This is a genomic window from Agrococcus lahaulensis DSM 17612, from assembly GCF_000425105.1.
Classification (GTDB): domain Bacteria; phylum Actinomycetota; class Actinomycetes; order Actinomycetales; family Microbacteriaceae; genus Agrococcus; species Agrococcus lahaulensis.
This window is the reverse complement of sequence record NZ_AULD01000005.1, coordinates 128,513-141,799: the sequence shown is the minus strand read 5'-3', so window position 1 is coordinate 141,799 and position 13,287 is coordinate 128,513. Positions and strand designations below refer to the sequence as shown.

The 13,287-nt window shown below is 73.0% G+C and carries 19 protein-coding genes; 11 read left to right on the top strand and 8 right to left on the bottom strand.

Going from position 1 to position 13,287, the window contains the following annotated elements; all coding sequences use genetic code 11:
• The first annotated feature begins 100 nt into the window (after nt 1-100).
• Genes H508_RS0101060 through H508_RS0101040 form a run of 5 tightly spaced genes read left to right on the top strand, consistent with a single transcriptional unit; the run spans nt 101 to nt 2,956 of the window.
• Nucleotides 101-589, top strand: coding sequence for a methylated-DNA--[protein]-cysteine S-methyltransferase (locus H508_RS0101060; protein ID WP_035253595.1), 489 nt, complete (start codon nt 101-103; stop codon nt 587-589).
• Nucleotides 586-1,047 carry an RNA polymerase sigma factor gene (locus H508_RS0101055; protein ID WP_026372689.1) on the top strand — a complete coding sequence of 154 codons (462 nt, stop codon included), beginning with the start codon at nt 586-588 and terminating at the stop codon, nt 1,045-1,047. Before H508_RS0101060 ends, H508_RS0101055 begins: the two co-directional genes overlap by 4 nt.
• A complete protein-coding gene (locus tag H508_RS0101050; protein WP_084154897.1) occupies nt 1,044-1,670 on the top strand; it encodes a methylated-DNA--[protein]-cysteine S-methyltransferase in 627 nt (208 codons plus the stop codon). Before H508_RS0101055 ends, H508_RS0101050 begins: the two co-directional genes overlap by 4 nt.
• Nucleotides 1,671-1,679: 9 nt before the next feature.
• Nucleotides 1,680-2,597 carry an asparaginase gene (locus H508_RS0101045; RefSeq protein ID WP_026372687.1) on the top strand — a complete coding sequence of 306 codons (918 nt, stop codon included), beginning with the start codon at nt 1,680-1,682 and terminating at the stop codon, nt 2,595-2,597.
• Between the two features lie 2 nt (nt 2,598-2,599).
• Nucleotides 2,600-2,956, top strand: a complete 357-nt coding sequence (locus tag H508_RS0101040; RefSeq protein ID WP_026372686.1) for a hypothetical protein — start codon at nt 2,600-2,602, stop codon at nt 2,954-2,956.
• 61 nt (nt 2,957-3,017) lie between these two features.
• On the opposite strand, the gene H508_RS13765 is transcribed toward H508_RS0101040, so the two are convergent.
• Nucleotides 3,018-3,707: a type 1 glutamine amidotransferase gene (locus tag H508_RS13765; protein WP_051222465.1), complete on the bottom strand. Its 690-nt coding sequence runs from the start codon at nt 3,705-3,707 to the stop codon at nt 3,018-3,020.
• A gap of 93 nt (nt 3,708-3,800) precedes the next feature.
• Here H508_RS13765 and H508_RS0101030 point away from each other — a divergent pair, with 93 nt between their 5' ends.
• Entirely contained in the window at nt 3,801-4,559 is a 759-nt protein-coding gene (locus H508_RS0101030) for an alpha/beta fold hydrolase (RefSeq protein WP_051222461.1), read from the top strand.
• Between the two features lie 184 nt (nt 4,560-4,743).
• Here H508_RS0101030 and H508_RS0101025 read toward each other — a convergent pair whose 3' ends face one another.
• Entirely contained in the window at nt 4,744-5,484 is a 741-nt protein-coding gene (locus H508_RS0101025; RefSeq protein WP_026372684.1) for a winged helix-turn-helix domain-containing protein, read from the bottom strand.
• Between the two features lie 216 nt (nt 5,485-5,700).
• On the opposite strand from H508_RS0101025, the gene H508_RS17255 reads away from it, so the two are divergent.
• Nucleotides 5,701-5,841 (top strand): hypothetical protein, encoded by a 141-nt coding sequence (locus tag H508_RS17255; RefSeq protein ID WP_156905946.1) that lies wholly within the window; start codon nt 5,701-5,703, stop codon nt 5,839-5,841.
• 21 nt (nt 5,842-5,862) lie between these two features.
• Here the strand turns inward: H508_RS17255 and upp are convergent, their stop codons facing one another.
• Nucleotides 5,863-6,501 (bottom strand): uracil phosphoribosyltransferase, encoded by a 639-nt coding sequence (gene upp / locus H508_RS0101015; protein ID WP_026372683.1) that lies wholly within the window; start codon nt 6,499-6,501, stop codon nt 5,863-5,865.
• Nucleotides 6,502-6,554: 53 nt separating this feature from the next.
• Here upp and tadA point away from each other — a divergent pair, with 53 nt between their 5' ends.
• A complete protein-coding gene (tadA, locus tag H508_RS0101010; RefSeq protein ID WP_026372682.1) occupies nt 6,555-7,016 on the top strand; it encodes a tRNA adenosine(34) deaminase TadA in 462 nt (153 codons plus the stop codon).
• Between the two features lie 447 nt (nt 7,017-7,463).
• On the opposite strand, the gene H508_RS13760 is transcribed toward tadA, so the two are convergent.
• Nucleotides 7,464-7,880: a hypothetical protein gene (locus tag H508_RS13760; RefSeq protein WP_035253592.1), complete on the bottom strand. Its 417-nt coding sequence runs from the start codon at nt 7,878-7,880 to the stop codon at nt 7,464-7,466.
• Nucleotides 7,881-7,911: 31 nt separating this feature from the next.
• Nucleotides 7,912-8,874 (bottom strand): cation diffusion facilitator family transporter, encoded by a 963-nt coding sequence (locus H508_RS0101000; protein WP_026372681.1) that lies wholly within the window; start codon nt 8,872-8,874, stop codon nt 7,912-7,914.
• A 53-nt stretch (nt 8,875-8,927) separates the two neighbouring features.
• On the opposite strand from H508_RS0101000, the gene proC reads away from it, so the two are divergent.
• Entirely contained in the window at nt 8,928-9,752 is an 825-nt protein-coding gene (gene proC, locus H508_RS0100995) for a pyrroline-5-carboxylate reductase (RefSeq protein ID WP_026372680.1), read from the top strand.
• Nucleotides 9,753-9,758: 6 nt separating this feature from the next.
• On the opposite strand, the gene H508_RS0100990 is transcribed toward proC, so the two are convergent.
• From H508_RS0100990 to H508_RS0100980, 3 genes are read right to left on the bottom strand one after another with little or no spacing between them, the layout of a single operon-like run.
• Nucleotides 9,759-10,169: a YchJ family protein gene (locus H508_RS0100990; RefSeq protein ID WP_051222458.1), complete on the bottom strand. Its 411-nt coding sequence runs from the start codon at nt 10,167-10,169 to the stop codon at nt 9,759-9,761.
• Nucleotides 10,166-10,837: a potassium channel family protein gene (locus H508_RS0100985; protein ID WP_026372678.1), complete on the bottom strand. Its 672-nt coding sequence runs from the start codon at nt 10,835-10,837 to the stop codon at nt 10,166-10,168. Before H508_RS0100985 ends, H508_RS0100990 begins: the two co-directional genes overlap by 4 nt.
• On the bottom strand, nt 10,830-12,260 hold the full coding sequence (locus H508_RS0100980; RefSeq protein WP_245569417.1) for a TrkH family potassium uptake protein: 1,431 nt from the start codon (nt 12,258-12,260) through the stop codon (nt 10,830-10,832). The genes H508_RS0100985 and H508_RS0100980 overlap by 8 nt, the downstream gene beginning before the upstream one ends.
• A gap of 129 nt (nt 12,261-12,389) precedes the next feature.
• On the opposite strand from H508_RS0100980, the gene H508_RS17975 reads away from it, so the two are divergent.
• Together H508_RS17975 and H508_RS16990 are read left to right on the top strand one after the other, a co-directional pair.
• Nucleotides 12,390-13,070 carry a metalloregulator ArsR/SmtB family transcription factor gene (locus tag H508_RS17975; protein WP_084154895.1) on the top strand — a complete coding sequence of 227 codons (681 nt, stop codon included), beginning with the start codon at nt 12,390-12,392 and terminating at the stop codon, nt 13,068-13,070.
• A 114-nt stretch (nt 13,071-13,184) separates the two neighbouring features.
• Nucleotides 13,185-13,283 (top strand): 30S ribosomal protein bS22, encoded by a 99-nt coding sequence (locus H508_RS16990; protein WP_021011861.1) that lies wholly within the window; start codon nt 13,185-13,187, stop codon nt 13,281-13,283.
• Nucleotides 13,284-13,287: the final 4 nt, after the last annotated feature.

Here is a 13,287-nt window from a genome sequence, read left to right as displayed (position 1 = left end):
GCCTAGGCGGCGCGCGAGAGCGTCCCGCGCATCCGCCGCCATCCACAACCTCACATCCCGCCCCGCTCGCGCGTTGGCAGGGTGTGAGAGGAATACGGCCATGACGCACACCACCATCGACAGCCCGATCGGCGAGCTGACCCTCGTCGCTCGCGACGGCGCGCTCTCGGGCGTCTACATGCCCGAGCATCGGCCCGCGCCCGACCCGGCCGGCTTCGGCGACCGCGACGACGCGGTGTTCGCGGATGCCGTGCGCCAGCTCGGCGAGTACTGGTCGGGGGAGCGGGAGGCGTTCGGGCTGCCGCTCGACCCGGCCGGCAGCCCGTTCCAGCTGCGCGTCTGGGATGCGCTGCGCGAGATCCCCTACGGCGAGACGCGCACCTACGGCTGGATCGCAGCCCGGATCGGCCAGCCGACCGCCGTGCGCGCCGTCGGGCTCGCGAACAGCCGCAACCCACTCTCGATCGTCGTGCCGTGCCACCGGGTCGTCGGCTCGACCGGCGCGCTCACCGGGTACGCCGGCGGCGTCGAGCGCAAGCGCTACCTGCTCGATCACGAGCGGCGCGCGCGGCTAGATTCGGTCGCGTGAGCCGTGCGCCGTTCGAGAGGATCGTCGAGCGGCACGGCGCTCGCGTCTGGCGGGTCTGCCGAGCGCTGCTCGACGAGACCGACGCCGATGACGCGTGGAGCGAGACGTTCCTCACCGCGCTCGAGGCCTATCCGACACTGGCGCACGACGAGCGCATCGAGGGGTGGCTCGTGACGATCGCGCACCGGAAGGCGATCGACGTGCTGCGACGCCGCTCGCGACTCGTGGTCGGCGAGGTGCCGGAGCGCGTCGCACCCAGTCGAGCGCGCGACCTCGACCTCGCCCGCGCGCTCGCGCAGCTGCCGCAGCGCCAGCGCGAGGCGGTCGTGCTGCACCACCTCGGCGGGCTGCCGTTCGCCGAGGTCGCGGCGCAGCTGGAGTCCTCGACGGATGCGGTGCGTCGCGCGTCGTCCGACGGCGTGCGCAGGCTGCGGGTGCTCATGGGGGAGGAGCGATGACCGGGCCGCTCTCTCCGGGCGCGCCGTTCCCGGCCGCGCCGCTCGAGCCCGCCGCCGATCGGGTCGCTGAGCTGCGCGCGAGGCTCGCGGATCGCGCCGCCGAGCGCGGGCTGCTCGACGTCGCCTACCGCTCGCTCGACACCGAGCTCGGCGCGCTGCTGCTCGCGAGCACGCCCGCCGGCCTCGTCTCGGTGACGTTCGACGGGGCAGCGCCCGATGCGACCCTCGAGCGGCTCGCGACCTCGCTCAGCCCCCGCATCCTCGAGGCGCCCGCCCGGCTCGACGCGGCGGCGCGCGCGATCGACGACCTGATCGGCGGGCGCTCTCGGGCCTTCGACGGGGCGCTCGACCTCTCGCTCGCGCGCGGCTTCGGCCGCGACGTGATCGAGCGGCTGCGCGAGATCCCCTACGGCGAGACGCGCAGCTACGCGCAGGTCGCGGCGGCAGCCGGCTCGCCGCGAGCGGTGCGGGCGGTCGGCACCGCGTGCCGTCGCAACCCGCTGCCGATCGCGATCCCGTGCCACCGGGTGGTGCGCAGCGACGGGGCGCTCGGGCAGTACGTCGGCGGCATCGAGGCGAAGCAGCGGCTGCTGCGCGTCGAAGGAGCAGGCGCCGCGCACTAGCCTGGGCGGATGCCAGCCACCGAGCTCCTCGCCGTCGTCGAGCGCGACGGATTCATCGAGTCCGAGCACCGCGGCGTCGCGGTGCTCATCGACCCGGAGGGCCGCGTCATCGAGGCCCACGGGCCGGTCGAGCGCCCGTTCCTCGCGCGCAGCGCGCTCAAGCCGCTCTTCGCGGCGACGCTGCTCGAGCGGGGCCTCGTCGAGCTCGAGCCCGCGCACGCCGCGCTCGCGAGCGCGAGCCATTGGGCGGACGACGAGCACGTCGCGACCGCGCAGGCGATGGCGGCAGCCCTCGACGTCGACGAGGCGTCGCTCCGCTGCCCGCCGATGAAGGCGCCCGACGGCACGCAGCGGCGCTTCGCGCACATGTGCGTCGGCAAGCACATCGCGTTCGCCGCCGCAGCGCGCGCGCTCGGCGTGTCCGACGGGTACTGGGAGGAGTCGCATCCGCTGACCGCGGTCCTCCGCGAGGGGATCGACGGTGCCGCGGGCGAGAGCGTGCCCGGCATCGCGCGCGACGGCTGCGGGGCGCTCGTCTTCGCCACAACCCCGCTCGGCCTCGCTCGCGCCTTCCGCCGCCTCGCGCCCGACGGCACGGGCGGGCACCGCTTCGTCGGCGACGCGATGCGGGCGCACCCGACGCTCATCGACGGCGCGGGCCGACCCGATGCGGTCGTGATCGCGGGCACCGGATGCGCGACGAAGTTCGGGGCCGAGGGCACGCAGGCGATGGTCGCCCCCGACGGCACGACCGCGGTCGTGAAGAGCGCCGACGGCGCGCGGCGAGCCGGCGCACCGGTCGCCCTCGCGATGCTCGAGCGGGCGGGCGCGCTCCCCGAGGGCACGCTCGATCGGCTCGCCGAACCGCTCGGTCTCGTGCAGCGCAGCGCCGGCGAGCCCGTGGGCCTGCTGCGCCCGGTCGTGTAGCCGTGCGCCGCGCACGGGGAGCGCTCGCTGCGACGCTCGCCGTCGTCGCCGGCACGACGGGCTGCGGGTTCGGTGCCGCCTGCACCGCTGTCGGCTACTCGAGCACGTTGCACGTCGAGCTCGGGTGGGCCGCGGACGGCATCGCGGCGCTCGAGGTGTGCCCGGAGGCGGGCTGCGGCGTCGGGGGCGAAGCCGAGATCGGAGCCGGCCGCGTCACCGTCGGGGACGAGCTCGCGACGTTCACGCTCTACTACCCTGGCGAGCGGCTGAGGCTCCGCGCGCTCGGCGAGGACGGCGCGGTGCTGACCGAGGCGGTGGTGCAGCCCGATCGGGTGCGGGTCGGCGGCACCGAGCGCTGAGGCGGGCCGACCGAGGCGACGGTGCGGCTCGCCGGCTGACCCCGGTGGTGCGGCGCGGCCGTCACAGCCGCGCGGCGCACGCCTCCGCGAACGCGCCGAAGCCGCGCTCGACGACGCCCAGCAGGGTCTCGTCGCTCGCGAGGTGTGCGCGCCACTCGGCCACCGCATCCGGGTCGCGCAGCTCCGAGAGCGTCGGTGACGCCACGGAGTCCCAGAGTCGCATGACGCGGTCGTCGGCCTCGAGGTGGAACTGCATGCCGAGCGCCGAGCCGTAGCGGAACGCGTCGTTGTCGACGGTCGCGCTGCGCGCGAGCAGCCGCGCGCCCGGCGGGAGCGAGACGACGTCGCTGTTCCAGCGCATGGCGCCGAGCCGGCCGACGTGGTCGCCGAGCCACGGGTCGGGCTCGAGGAGCTCGATGTCGAGGATGCCGACGGCGTCGACGACGCCCTCGCGGTGCACACCGCCGAGCGCGCGGCCGATGATCTGGTGGCCGAGGCAGATGCCCAGCACCGGCACGTCCGCGTCGATGGCCCGCAGCGCGAGATCGGCCGTCGCCTGCAGCGACGGGAAGCGATCGACCTCGGCGGCGCTCATCTGCCCGCCGGTGATGACGATGCCGGCGATGTCGTCGAGCGGCGGCAGCGCGGTCTCGAGCACCGCTTCGCGCGTCGGCAGGTGGCTCAGCAGCGTCGTCGCATGCCCGCCCGTCTCGTACTCGATGTGCTTGATGAACAGGACGGAACGCGCCAACGCAGCACCCTTCTCTCGTCGCTAGCCTAGGGCTCGACGGGCACCGCCCCTCGTCACCCGACGCACCGCATCCGCCCCCGACCGAGGAGCAGCATGACCGTGTTCGCGATGGCGCCCGACGGCGTGCGGATCGCCCTGCACGAGCTCGGCGACCCCGACGGCTCGCCCGTGCTGATGATCCATGGCTTCTCGTCGAACGCGAAGCGCAACTGGATCGGGAGCGGCTGGAGCGCCGCGCTCGCCGAGCGCGGGCTCCGCGGCATCGCGATGGACCTCCGCGGCCACGGCGAGAGCGACCGGCCATCGACCGGCTACGACGTGCCGCGCTTCGTCGCCGACGTCGACGCGGTGCTCGCGCAGCTCGCGCTCGACGAGCCACCCGGGGCGATCGGCTACTCGATGGGCGCCCGGCTGCTCTGGCGGCATGCCGGCACCCGTCCGCACGCCTTCCGGGCGCTCGTGCTCGGCGGACTGCCGGCGAGCGACCCGTTCGAGCGCTTCGACGTCGACCTCGCGCAGCGCGCGCTCGCGGGCGAGGCCGAGCCCGGCCCCATGGAGTCGTTCATCGTCGACCTCGCGGCGGTGTTCCCCGAGCACGACCCGGCGACGCTCGTCACGCTCGCGGGCGAGGTCTCGCGCACGCTCTTCGACCCGGCCCAAGCGCCGCCGGCCGTGCCGACGCTGCTCATGACGGGCGCGAAGGACACCCGCGCGGACGACACCCGCGAGCTGCTGCCGCTCCTGGCCGATGGCCGCTTCGAGGAGATCCCCGGTCGCAACCACGTGAACGCGCCGACCTCGGGCGCCTTCCGGCGCCGCGCATCCGCGTTCCTCGCCGAGCACCTCGGCTGACCTGCCCGGATGTGCAAGAGGGCCGATCGGGTTCTCCCGACCGGCCCCAGTCCCTTGCACCAAGTGAGGCTGCTGCCTCCGCTTCCGCCGATCGCCACAGCACTACGATCGACGTGCGACGAACGTATAACGGATGGGTAACGAACCGACCCAGTTCTACCTGTGAATGGGCTGTGGGCGCTGGTCAGAAGCGGTCGGGGCTCGGCCCGGAGGCGAGCACCGTGACGTCGGCGTGCCCGTCGAAGCGGTAGCCCGCGCCGCGCACGGTGCGGATGATCTCGGCGTAGGCGCCGAGCTTCGCGCGCAGGCGCCGCACGTGCACGTCGATCGTGCGCTCGTTGGGACGGTCGTCGGCGTCGGCGTCCCACAGCGCGTCGATGATGTCGCAGCGGCCGACCGTCGAGCCCTCGCGCAGCACGATGTGCTGCAGCAGCTCGAACTCGCGGTAGGTGAGCGGCGCGATCTCGTCGCCGATCGCGACGCGCTTGCGGGTCAGGTCGATGACGATGCCCGGGTCGGTCTCGGCCGCGGGCTGCTGCACCGCGGGGTCGCCGAGCGCGCGGCGCACGACGTCGACGTCGCGGCCACCGGCGCCCGCGGGGGCGAGCGCGACGGCGGCGTGGGTCTGGGCGCTCGGGGCGAGCTTCGCCGTGAGCGCGCGCAGCTCGGTCACGAGGCGCGCGAGCTCGACGCGGTCCTCGGCGGCGGCGTCCTCGCCGAGGCCGACGTAGAGCACGAAGCCGCGCGCCTCGGTGCCCTCGGGCACGGCCCGGACGGCGGCGCGCGGCGCGGCCGTCGGGGTCGGGGCGGATGCGGCGGGCTGCGGCTTGAGGGCGCTCGAGCCGCTCGTGCGGGGCTGGGCGAGCGAGGGGCGGCCGAGCTGACGGTGAAGGGCAGTGCGGGTGGGGAGAGCGGTGATGGTCATGGGAGGGCCTTCCGGCGTGCGGTCGGCAGCGCCCGCGGAGGGGCGATGAGTGCTGCCGACTCGAGGAGTCGAGGGGTGGTGCGCAGACCTCGGATGGGTCCGGTGACCGCTCGAAGGCCTGCTCAGGGCCTCACGGGGTGCGACGGGTATGCGTCAGCGACTCCGATGCGGAGCGGTCGGGCGGGTGCGAGCTGGGCTCAAGCACACATTCGACGCATGGCGACCATCGGCATCATCATGCCGTTCGTCCCGTTCGTCGCGAGGACGGACTGGGGGCCGAAGGTGGTCATCATGCCTGTCAGTATCGCGGCTTGTCGCGCGGGAAGTCAAACGGCCGCGCAATGTGACGAATTGTGACGGCGCGCGGCGCCGCGGGCATCACTCGTCGACGGTGCCGTAGAGCCGGTCGCCCGCGTCGCCGAGGCCGGGCACGATGAAGCCGCGCTCGTCGAGGCCCTCGTCGAGGGCGCCCAGCACGATCGTCACGTCGTGGCCGTCCATGTCGCGCTCGACCCGCTCGAGCCCCTCCGGGGTGCCGAGCAGGCAGATGGCGGTGACGTCGACCGCGCCGCGATCGAAGAGGAACTGCATGGCGCCCGAGAGCGAGCCGCCGGTCGCGAGCATCGGGTCGAGCACGAAGCACTGCCGATCCGAGAGGTCGTCGGGCAGCCGCTCGGCGTAGGTCGTCGGCTGGAGCGTCGTCTCGTTGCGCGCCATGCCGAGGAAGCCGACCTCGGCGGTCGGCACGAGCGCCGTCATGCCCTCGAGCATGCCGAGGCCGGCGCGCAGGATCGGCACGACCAGCGGTCGCGGCTCGGCGATCTCGACGCCGGTCGTGACCGTCACCGGCGTCTGGATCTCCTTCGGCGTCACGCGCACGTTGCGGGTCGCCTCGTAGGCCAGCAGCGTCATCAGCTCGCCCACGAGCGACCGGAAGGTCGGCGACGGCGTGCGCGCATCCCGCAGCACGGTGAGCTTGTGGGTGATGAGCGGGTGGTCGGCGACGTGGACTCGCATAGGGTTCAGGGTAGTGGGCCGCCTGCTTGCGGTGCGCCCGACGAGGAGGGCGGATGCGGCCGGCGGCACGCGACGAGGCGCTCATGCGCCTCGCGCTCGACGAGGCGACGGCGGCCGAGCGCTCTGCCGACGTGCCGGTCGGCGCGGTCGTGGTCGACGCATCCGGCACCGTCATCGGCACGGGGCGGAACGAGCGCGAGCTGCGGCACGATCCGACCGCGCACGCCGAGGTCGTCGCGCTGCGCGAGGCGGCCGCGACGCGCGGTGCGTGGCGGCTCGACGGATGCGCGCTCGTCGTCACGCTCGAGCCGTGCGTCATGTGCGCGGGCGCGATCCTCGCGAGCCGCATCGATCGGGTCGTGTTCGGGGCGTGGGACGAGAAGGCCGGCGCCGCCGGCAGCGTCGTCGACCTGCTGCGCGAACGGCGCTTGCCCCACCGCGTCGAGGTCGTCTCGGGCGTGCTCGCGCCCGAGGCCGAGGCGCAGCTGCGCGCGTTCTTCGCCGAGCGCCGCTGACCGCGCGGCGCGGCGCCGCTCGCGACTCGACCCCTTCGCGTCGAGCCGACCGCCTCGCGTCGAGCCGACCCCCTCGCGTCGAGCGGACCCGCGGCAAGGGCTCGAGTAGGCGAGAAGCGGTCGAGTCGCCGGCGGCGGCGGCGACAGCCGGTCGAGTCGGCGGGAAGCGGTCGACTCGACGCTCAGTCGCCGGGCGGGCAGCGCGGGGTCCTTCGGCTCGAGCCCCTCGACCTGGTCGCCGGCCGCCTCGCGCTGCTCCTCGACGATGCGCTGCTCGTAGGTGTGCGGGCGCCATATCTCGTCGACGACGCCGAGCCCGCCGCCCATGCGGCGGGCTCCCTGCGTGGAGGCGCTGTGCCACAGGCGGGGTCCCGCGAGCACGAGCGCGATCGTCACGCCCAGGATGGCGAGGAGGGCGACGAGCTCGAGCCACCCCATCCGGTTACCTCAGCGCCAGAAGACCGCGATGAGCAGGTTGACGAGCGCGAGCCCGCCGGCCGTGTGGAAGAACGGCAGGAGCTTGCGCTCGAGGGCGACGTCGGCGGCCGCCACGGCGCCGCCGGCGGCGAGGCGTGACTTCTCGGCTCGCATCGAGCGCTGGCGGAGGAAGCCGACGAGCGCGGCGACGAAGACGACGAGCGCGATGACGCCCTTGATGCCGAGCTTCATGTGGTTCACGTCGGCGTCGTTCGCCATGGCGAGCCCGTAGAGCGAGACGCCCGTGACGAGCTGCAGCGCGCCGCCGATCAGCAGCAGGGTGAAGTTGTGCCCGGCCTTCGCGCGCATCTGCACGAAGAACGTGCCGACGAGCAGGGCGAGGCCGATGAAGTGGCCGGCGAGCAGCAGCGAGTGCAGGAAGTCCATGCAGACAGCCTACACAGACGCGTCCCGTCCGTCAGTTGCCCGACTGGATCACGATGTGGTCGGTCGAGGGAGCGATCTCGGGCCGGTGGACGTAGAGGTCGGGCTCGATGTAGATCACTCGCGCGTGCGGGATCTCGGCGCGCAGCAGCGACTCCAGCTCGTTGATCGTGCGCGCGACGTGCTCGATGTCGCTCTTCGGCGGGAACGCGACCTTCGCGGCGATCATGAGCTCGTCGGGCCCGAGGTAGAGCGTCTTCATGTGGATGACCGACTCGACGCCCGGGGCGGCGTTCAGCACGCGCGCGATGCGCGCCGTGTCCTCCTTCGTCGCGCCCTCGCCGATGAGGAGCGACTTCATCTCGACGGCCAGCACGGCCGCGACGACGATGAGCAGCACGCCGATGACGATCGTGCCGATCGCGTCGAAGAGCGGGTTGCCGGTGAGCGCCGTGAGGCCCACCGCGATGAACGCGAAGATGAGGCCGAGGAGCGCCGCGAGGTCCTCGAGCAGGACGACCGGCAGCTCGGGGCTCTTCGCCTTGCGGATGAAGTCCACCCAGCGCGCCTTGCCGCGCACCTTGTTCGACTCCTTGATGGCGGTGCGGAACGAGAGGCTCTCGAGCACGATCGCGATGCCGAGCACGACGAGCGGCAGCCAGATGATGTCGAGCTCGTGCGGGTCGCGCAGCTTCGAGACGCCCTCGGCGATCGAGAAGAGGCCGCCGACCGAGAACAGCACGAGCGCGACGATGAACGCCCACACGTAGCGCTCGCGGCCGTAGCCGAACGGGTGCTCGGCGTCGGCCTTCCGCTTCGCGAGCCGGCCGCCGAGCAGGAGCAGCAGCTGGTTGCCGGCGTCGGCGACCGAGTGGATCGCCTCGGCGAGCATCGACGCCGAACCGGAGAAGAACCAGGCGACGAACTTCGTGATGGCGATGCCCGTGTTCGCGAGGAACGCCGCGACGACCGCCTTCGTACCGTGGGATGCGCTCACGGCCGCGAGTCTACGCGGGCGGCGCTCGCGGCTCGCGGCACTAGCCTGGCGGCATGCCAGAGCTGCTCCCTCCCATCGCCATGCTCGGCGTCGGCTCGATGGGCGGCGCGATCCTCACGGGGCTCGCGCGCCACGGTGCCGAGCGCATCGTCGTGACGAACCGGACCGCCGAGAAGGCGAGCGCGATCCGGCTGGAGGGCGTCGAGTCCATCGCGCTCGAGTCGGAGCCCGACGGCAACGCCCGCGCGGTCGCCGGCGCGAAGCTCGTGGTGCTCGGGGTGAAGCCGGCGGGCATCGTCGAGCTCGCGCGCGAGGTCGCGCCGCACCTCGAGGCGGATGCGGTGGTCGTCTCGATCGCGGCGGGCACGACGACCGCGTCCATCGAGGCCGCACTGCCCGCATCCGTCGCCGTCGTCCGGGCGATGCCCAACACGCCCTCGCACGTCGGGCTCGGCGTCACAGGCATCGCGGGCGGCAGCCGCGCCTCGGCCCACGACGTCGCGCTCGTCGGGCGGCTGTTCGAGTCGGTCGGGGAGGTGCTCGTGCTCGACGAGTCGCAGATCGACGCGCTCTCGACCATCTCGGGCTCCGGGCCCGCGTACATCTTCCTGCTCATCGAGGAGCTCACGGGCGCGGCCGAGCGGATGGGCTTCACCCCCGAGCAGGCGGCGACGATGGTGCAGGGCACCTTCCGCGGCGCGAGCGAGCTGCTCGCCGCCGAGGGAGCGGAGCCGGCCGAGCTGCGCCGCCGGGTGACGAGCCCGAAGGGCACGACCGAGCGGGCGATCGCGGTGCTGCAGGAGGCGCGCCTCGGCGACGTCTTCGACCGCGCGACGGCCGCGGCGCTCGAGCGCGCCCGGGAGCTCGCCGCCGGCTGAGGCGCGTCAGCGCTGCTGGCCGTCGAGGTACTGCCAGCCCTGGTCGCGGCGGAACCGGCTCAGCTCGCGCATCGCGCCACGAGTGCCGTCGGCGACCCAGTGGGCGTCGAACGAGACGGTGCCCTCCCGGTCGAACGGGCCGCCCGCGCTCGCGCCGACGATGTCGAGCCGGAGCCAGCGGATGCCCGGGTCGAGCTCGAGGGAGCGCGGCCGGGTCGTCGGGTGCCACGAGGCGAGCAGCCAGTCGACGTCACCGAGCGCGAACGCCGTGAACCGGGAGCGCATGAGCTGCTCGGCCGTCGCGGCCTCGCGCTCGCGGCGGTGGATCGGCCCGCAGCACTCGCCGTAGGTGAGGCCCGTGCCGCACGGGCAGCGCGTGCCGTCGTCGATCGCGGTGCGCTCGGCGTCGGCGCTCATGCGCTCAGCGCCGCGAAGCGCTCGATGTCGTTCTGATTGCCGGAGACGATGATGAGGTCGTGGTTCGAGACGACGGTCTCGGGCGTCGCGTAGGTGAACTCCCCGCCCGGGCTCTTCACGCCGACGACCGTGAGGTGGTACTTCGACCGGATCTTCGACTCGGCGAGCGAGATGCCGCGGATGTGCTTCGGCGGGTACATCTTGACGATCGCGAACTGGTCGTCGAACTGGATGTAGTCGAGCATGCGGCCGGAGACGAGGTGCGCGACGCGCTCGCCGGCCTCCGCCTCGGGGTAGATGACGTGGTTGGCGCCGATGCGGCTGAGGATCTTGCCGTGCGACTGGCTGATCGCCTTCGCCCAGATCTGCGGCACGCCGAGGTCGACGAGGTTCGCGACGATGAGCACTGACGCCTCGATCGACGAGCCGACCGCGCACACGGCGATCGAGAAGTCCTGGGCGCCGACCTGCTTGAGCGCATCGATCGAGCGGGCGTCGGCCTGCACGGTGTGGGTGAGGCGCTCCGACCACTTCTGCACGAGGTTGATGTCGCCGTCGATCGCGAGCACCTCGCGGTCGAGGCGGGCGAGCTGCCCCGCCGTCGCGGCGCCGAAGCGGCCCAGCCCGATCACGAGCACGGGGGCGTCGTGGGGGATCCTGTCAACCAACGATCGGCCTCTCCTCGGGACGCGTGAACAGCTGCGTCCGCTGGCTCGCGGCGAGCGCCGCGGCGAGCGTCACACTACCGATGCGGCCGACGAACATCGTCAGCGCGAGGATGATCTTGGCCGGGTCCTCGAGACCCGCGTGCGTGAAGCCGGTCGAGAGGCCGACGGTCGCGAACGCGCTGATGACGTCGAAGAGCACGAACGACAGCGGCGCGCCGGTGATCTCGAGCAGCACGATCGTCACGCCCGCGACGATCGTCGCGCTCCACAGCGTGACCGAGACGGCAAGGCGCAGGACGTCGGAGGGGATGCGGCGGCCGAACGCCTCCATCGACTTGCGGCCGCGGGCCTCGGCGATCGCCGCGAGGAAGAGGATCGCGAGCGTCGTCACCTTGATGCCGCCGGCCGTGGAAGCGGAGCCGCCGCCGACGAACATGAGCATGTCGGTGACGAGCAGGCTCGAGTTGTGCAGCAGCCCGAGGTCGTCGACCGCGAAGCCGCCCGAGCGCGCCATCGCCGAGAGGAAGAAGGCGTGCAGCAGCTGCTGGCCGAAGTCGTCGGTGCCCCACGAGTCGGCGTTGCCCCACTCGAGCACGAGGAACGCGAGCCCCCCGAGGAGGAAGAGCAGCAGCGAGACGGTGATCGTGAGCTTGACGTGGAGCGACCACTGCCGCGGCTTGCCGAGGTGCCGGAGGATGACGAAGTAGACGGGGAAGCCGAGCGAGCCGATGAAGACGCCGAGCATGAGCACGCCGAGGAACCACGGGTCGGTCGCGAAGGGCTCGAGCCCCTCGACAGTCGGCACGAAGCCCGAGTTGGTGAAGGCCATGATCGACCAGTAGGTCGCCTCGTAGAGCGCGGTGAGGAGATCCTTGCCCTCGAGGAGCAGGCGCGGCAGCAGCAGCACGATCAGCACGGCCTCGAAGGCGAGCACCGAGAGCGCGACGATCCGCAGCAGCGAGCCGACCTCCCCGAGGCGGATGGCCTGCTGCTCCTGCACGACGCCGCGCCGCACGCGCGAGGGATTGGAGTCGCTCGCGGCCATGAGGCGCTGCCGCAGCCCGAGCCGCCGCGCGACGGTCATGCCGAGGATCGACGCGAGCGTCAGCACGCCGATGCCGCCGACCTCGACGCCGATCATCACGACCGCGTTGCCGAACGGGCTCCAGTGGGTCGCCATGTCGACGACCGTGAGCCCCGTGACGCACACGACGCTCACGGCCTGGAAGAACGCATCCACGGCACCGGTCGTGCCGTCGCCGGCCGTCGCCCACGGCGTCGCGAGCAGCACGGCGAAGACGAGGTTGAGCGCCGCGAACACGACGATCGCGAAGCGAGCGGGGTAGGCGGCGGCGAAGTGCTCGACGGCGTCGCGCGATCGCTCGAGCAGCGTCGCATCGCTCGACGACCGCAGCTGCGCCACGTGCTGTGCCCTTCGCGGAACCGGAGCGCCGTCGGGCGGCGCAGGACGGGGCAAGCGTAGTCCTCGCGAGCGCCGTCACGCGCCGTCCGCGGTTTGTCGCCCCCGCCTCGACGCTGGCATGCTTTGCGCATGGCCGACATCTTCAGCGTGATCGCGGACAGCACGCGCCGCGACATCCTCGGGGTGCTCCTCGAGCGCCGCGCGACGACCGGAGACGCCTCGGTCAGCCAGATCGTCGAGGCCCTGGGCGTGCCGCAGCCGACGGTGTCGAAGCACCTCCGCACGCTGCGCGACGCGGGCCTCGTGACAGTGCGCGAGGACGGCCAGCACCGCCACTACGCCATCGTCCTCGCGCCCTTCGACGAGATCGACGACTGGCTCATGCCCTTCATCTTCGCCGAGGGGGAGCAGGAGGAGGCATCGCTCGGCGCGGCCGCCTTCGCCGCGTGGGCGGGCGTCAACGTGCAGGCGCCGCTGCGCGCCGCGGCCGACCAGGCGCGGCAGGCCGCCGAGCAGGCGCGCGTCGCGGCGGAGCAGGCGCTCGCGCGCGTCTCCGAGACCGTGGAGCATCCCGCGCCGGTCGGCGCATCGATCGGTCGCCGGGCGGCTGACCGGGTGCACGACGTGCAGGAGCGCATGCAGGAGGCCCGGGACCGCATCCACGAGGTGCAGGAGCGGCTGCAGGAGCTGTCTGCCCGCAACGCGCAGCGCTTCGACGAGGCGAAGGGCAAGCTGCGCGGCCGCGAGCAGCAGCGCGGCGACGACCCCGAGCGCCCCGCGCGCGACGCCGACGACGCCCGACTGGACTGACCCCCAGCGGCGTCCGCGCCGATTCCGGTAGGATGTCCCGAGCGTTTTCCCTGCGCGGGCCTCGAGGCTGCGCAGCGTCAGCGAGCAATCCCGATTCGGAAGTGAGGAACCTCTATGGGTTCTGTCGTCAAGAAGCGCCGCAAGCGCATGGCGAAGAAGAAGCACCGCAAGCTGCTTCGCAAGACGCGCCACCAGCGTCGCAACCGCAAGTAGTCGG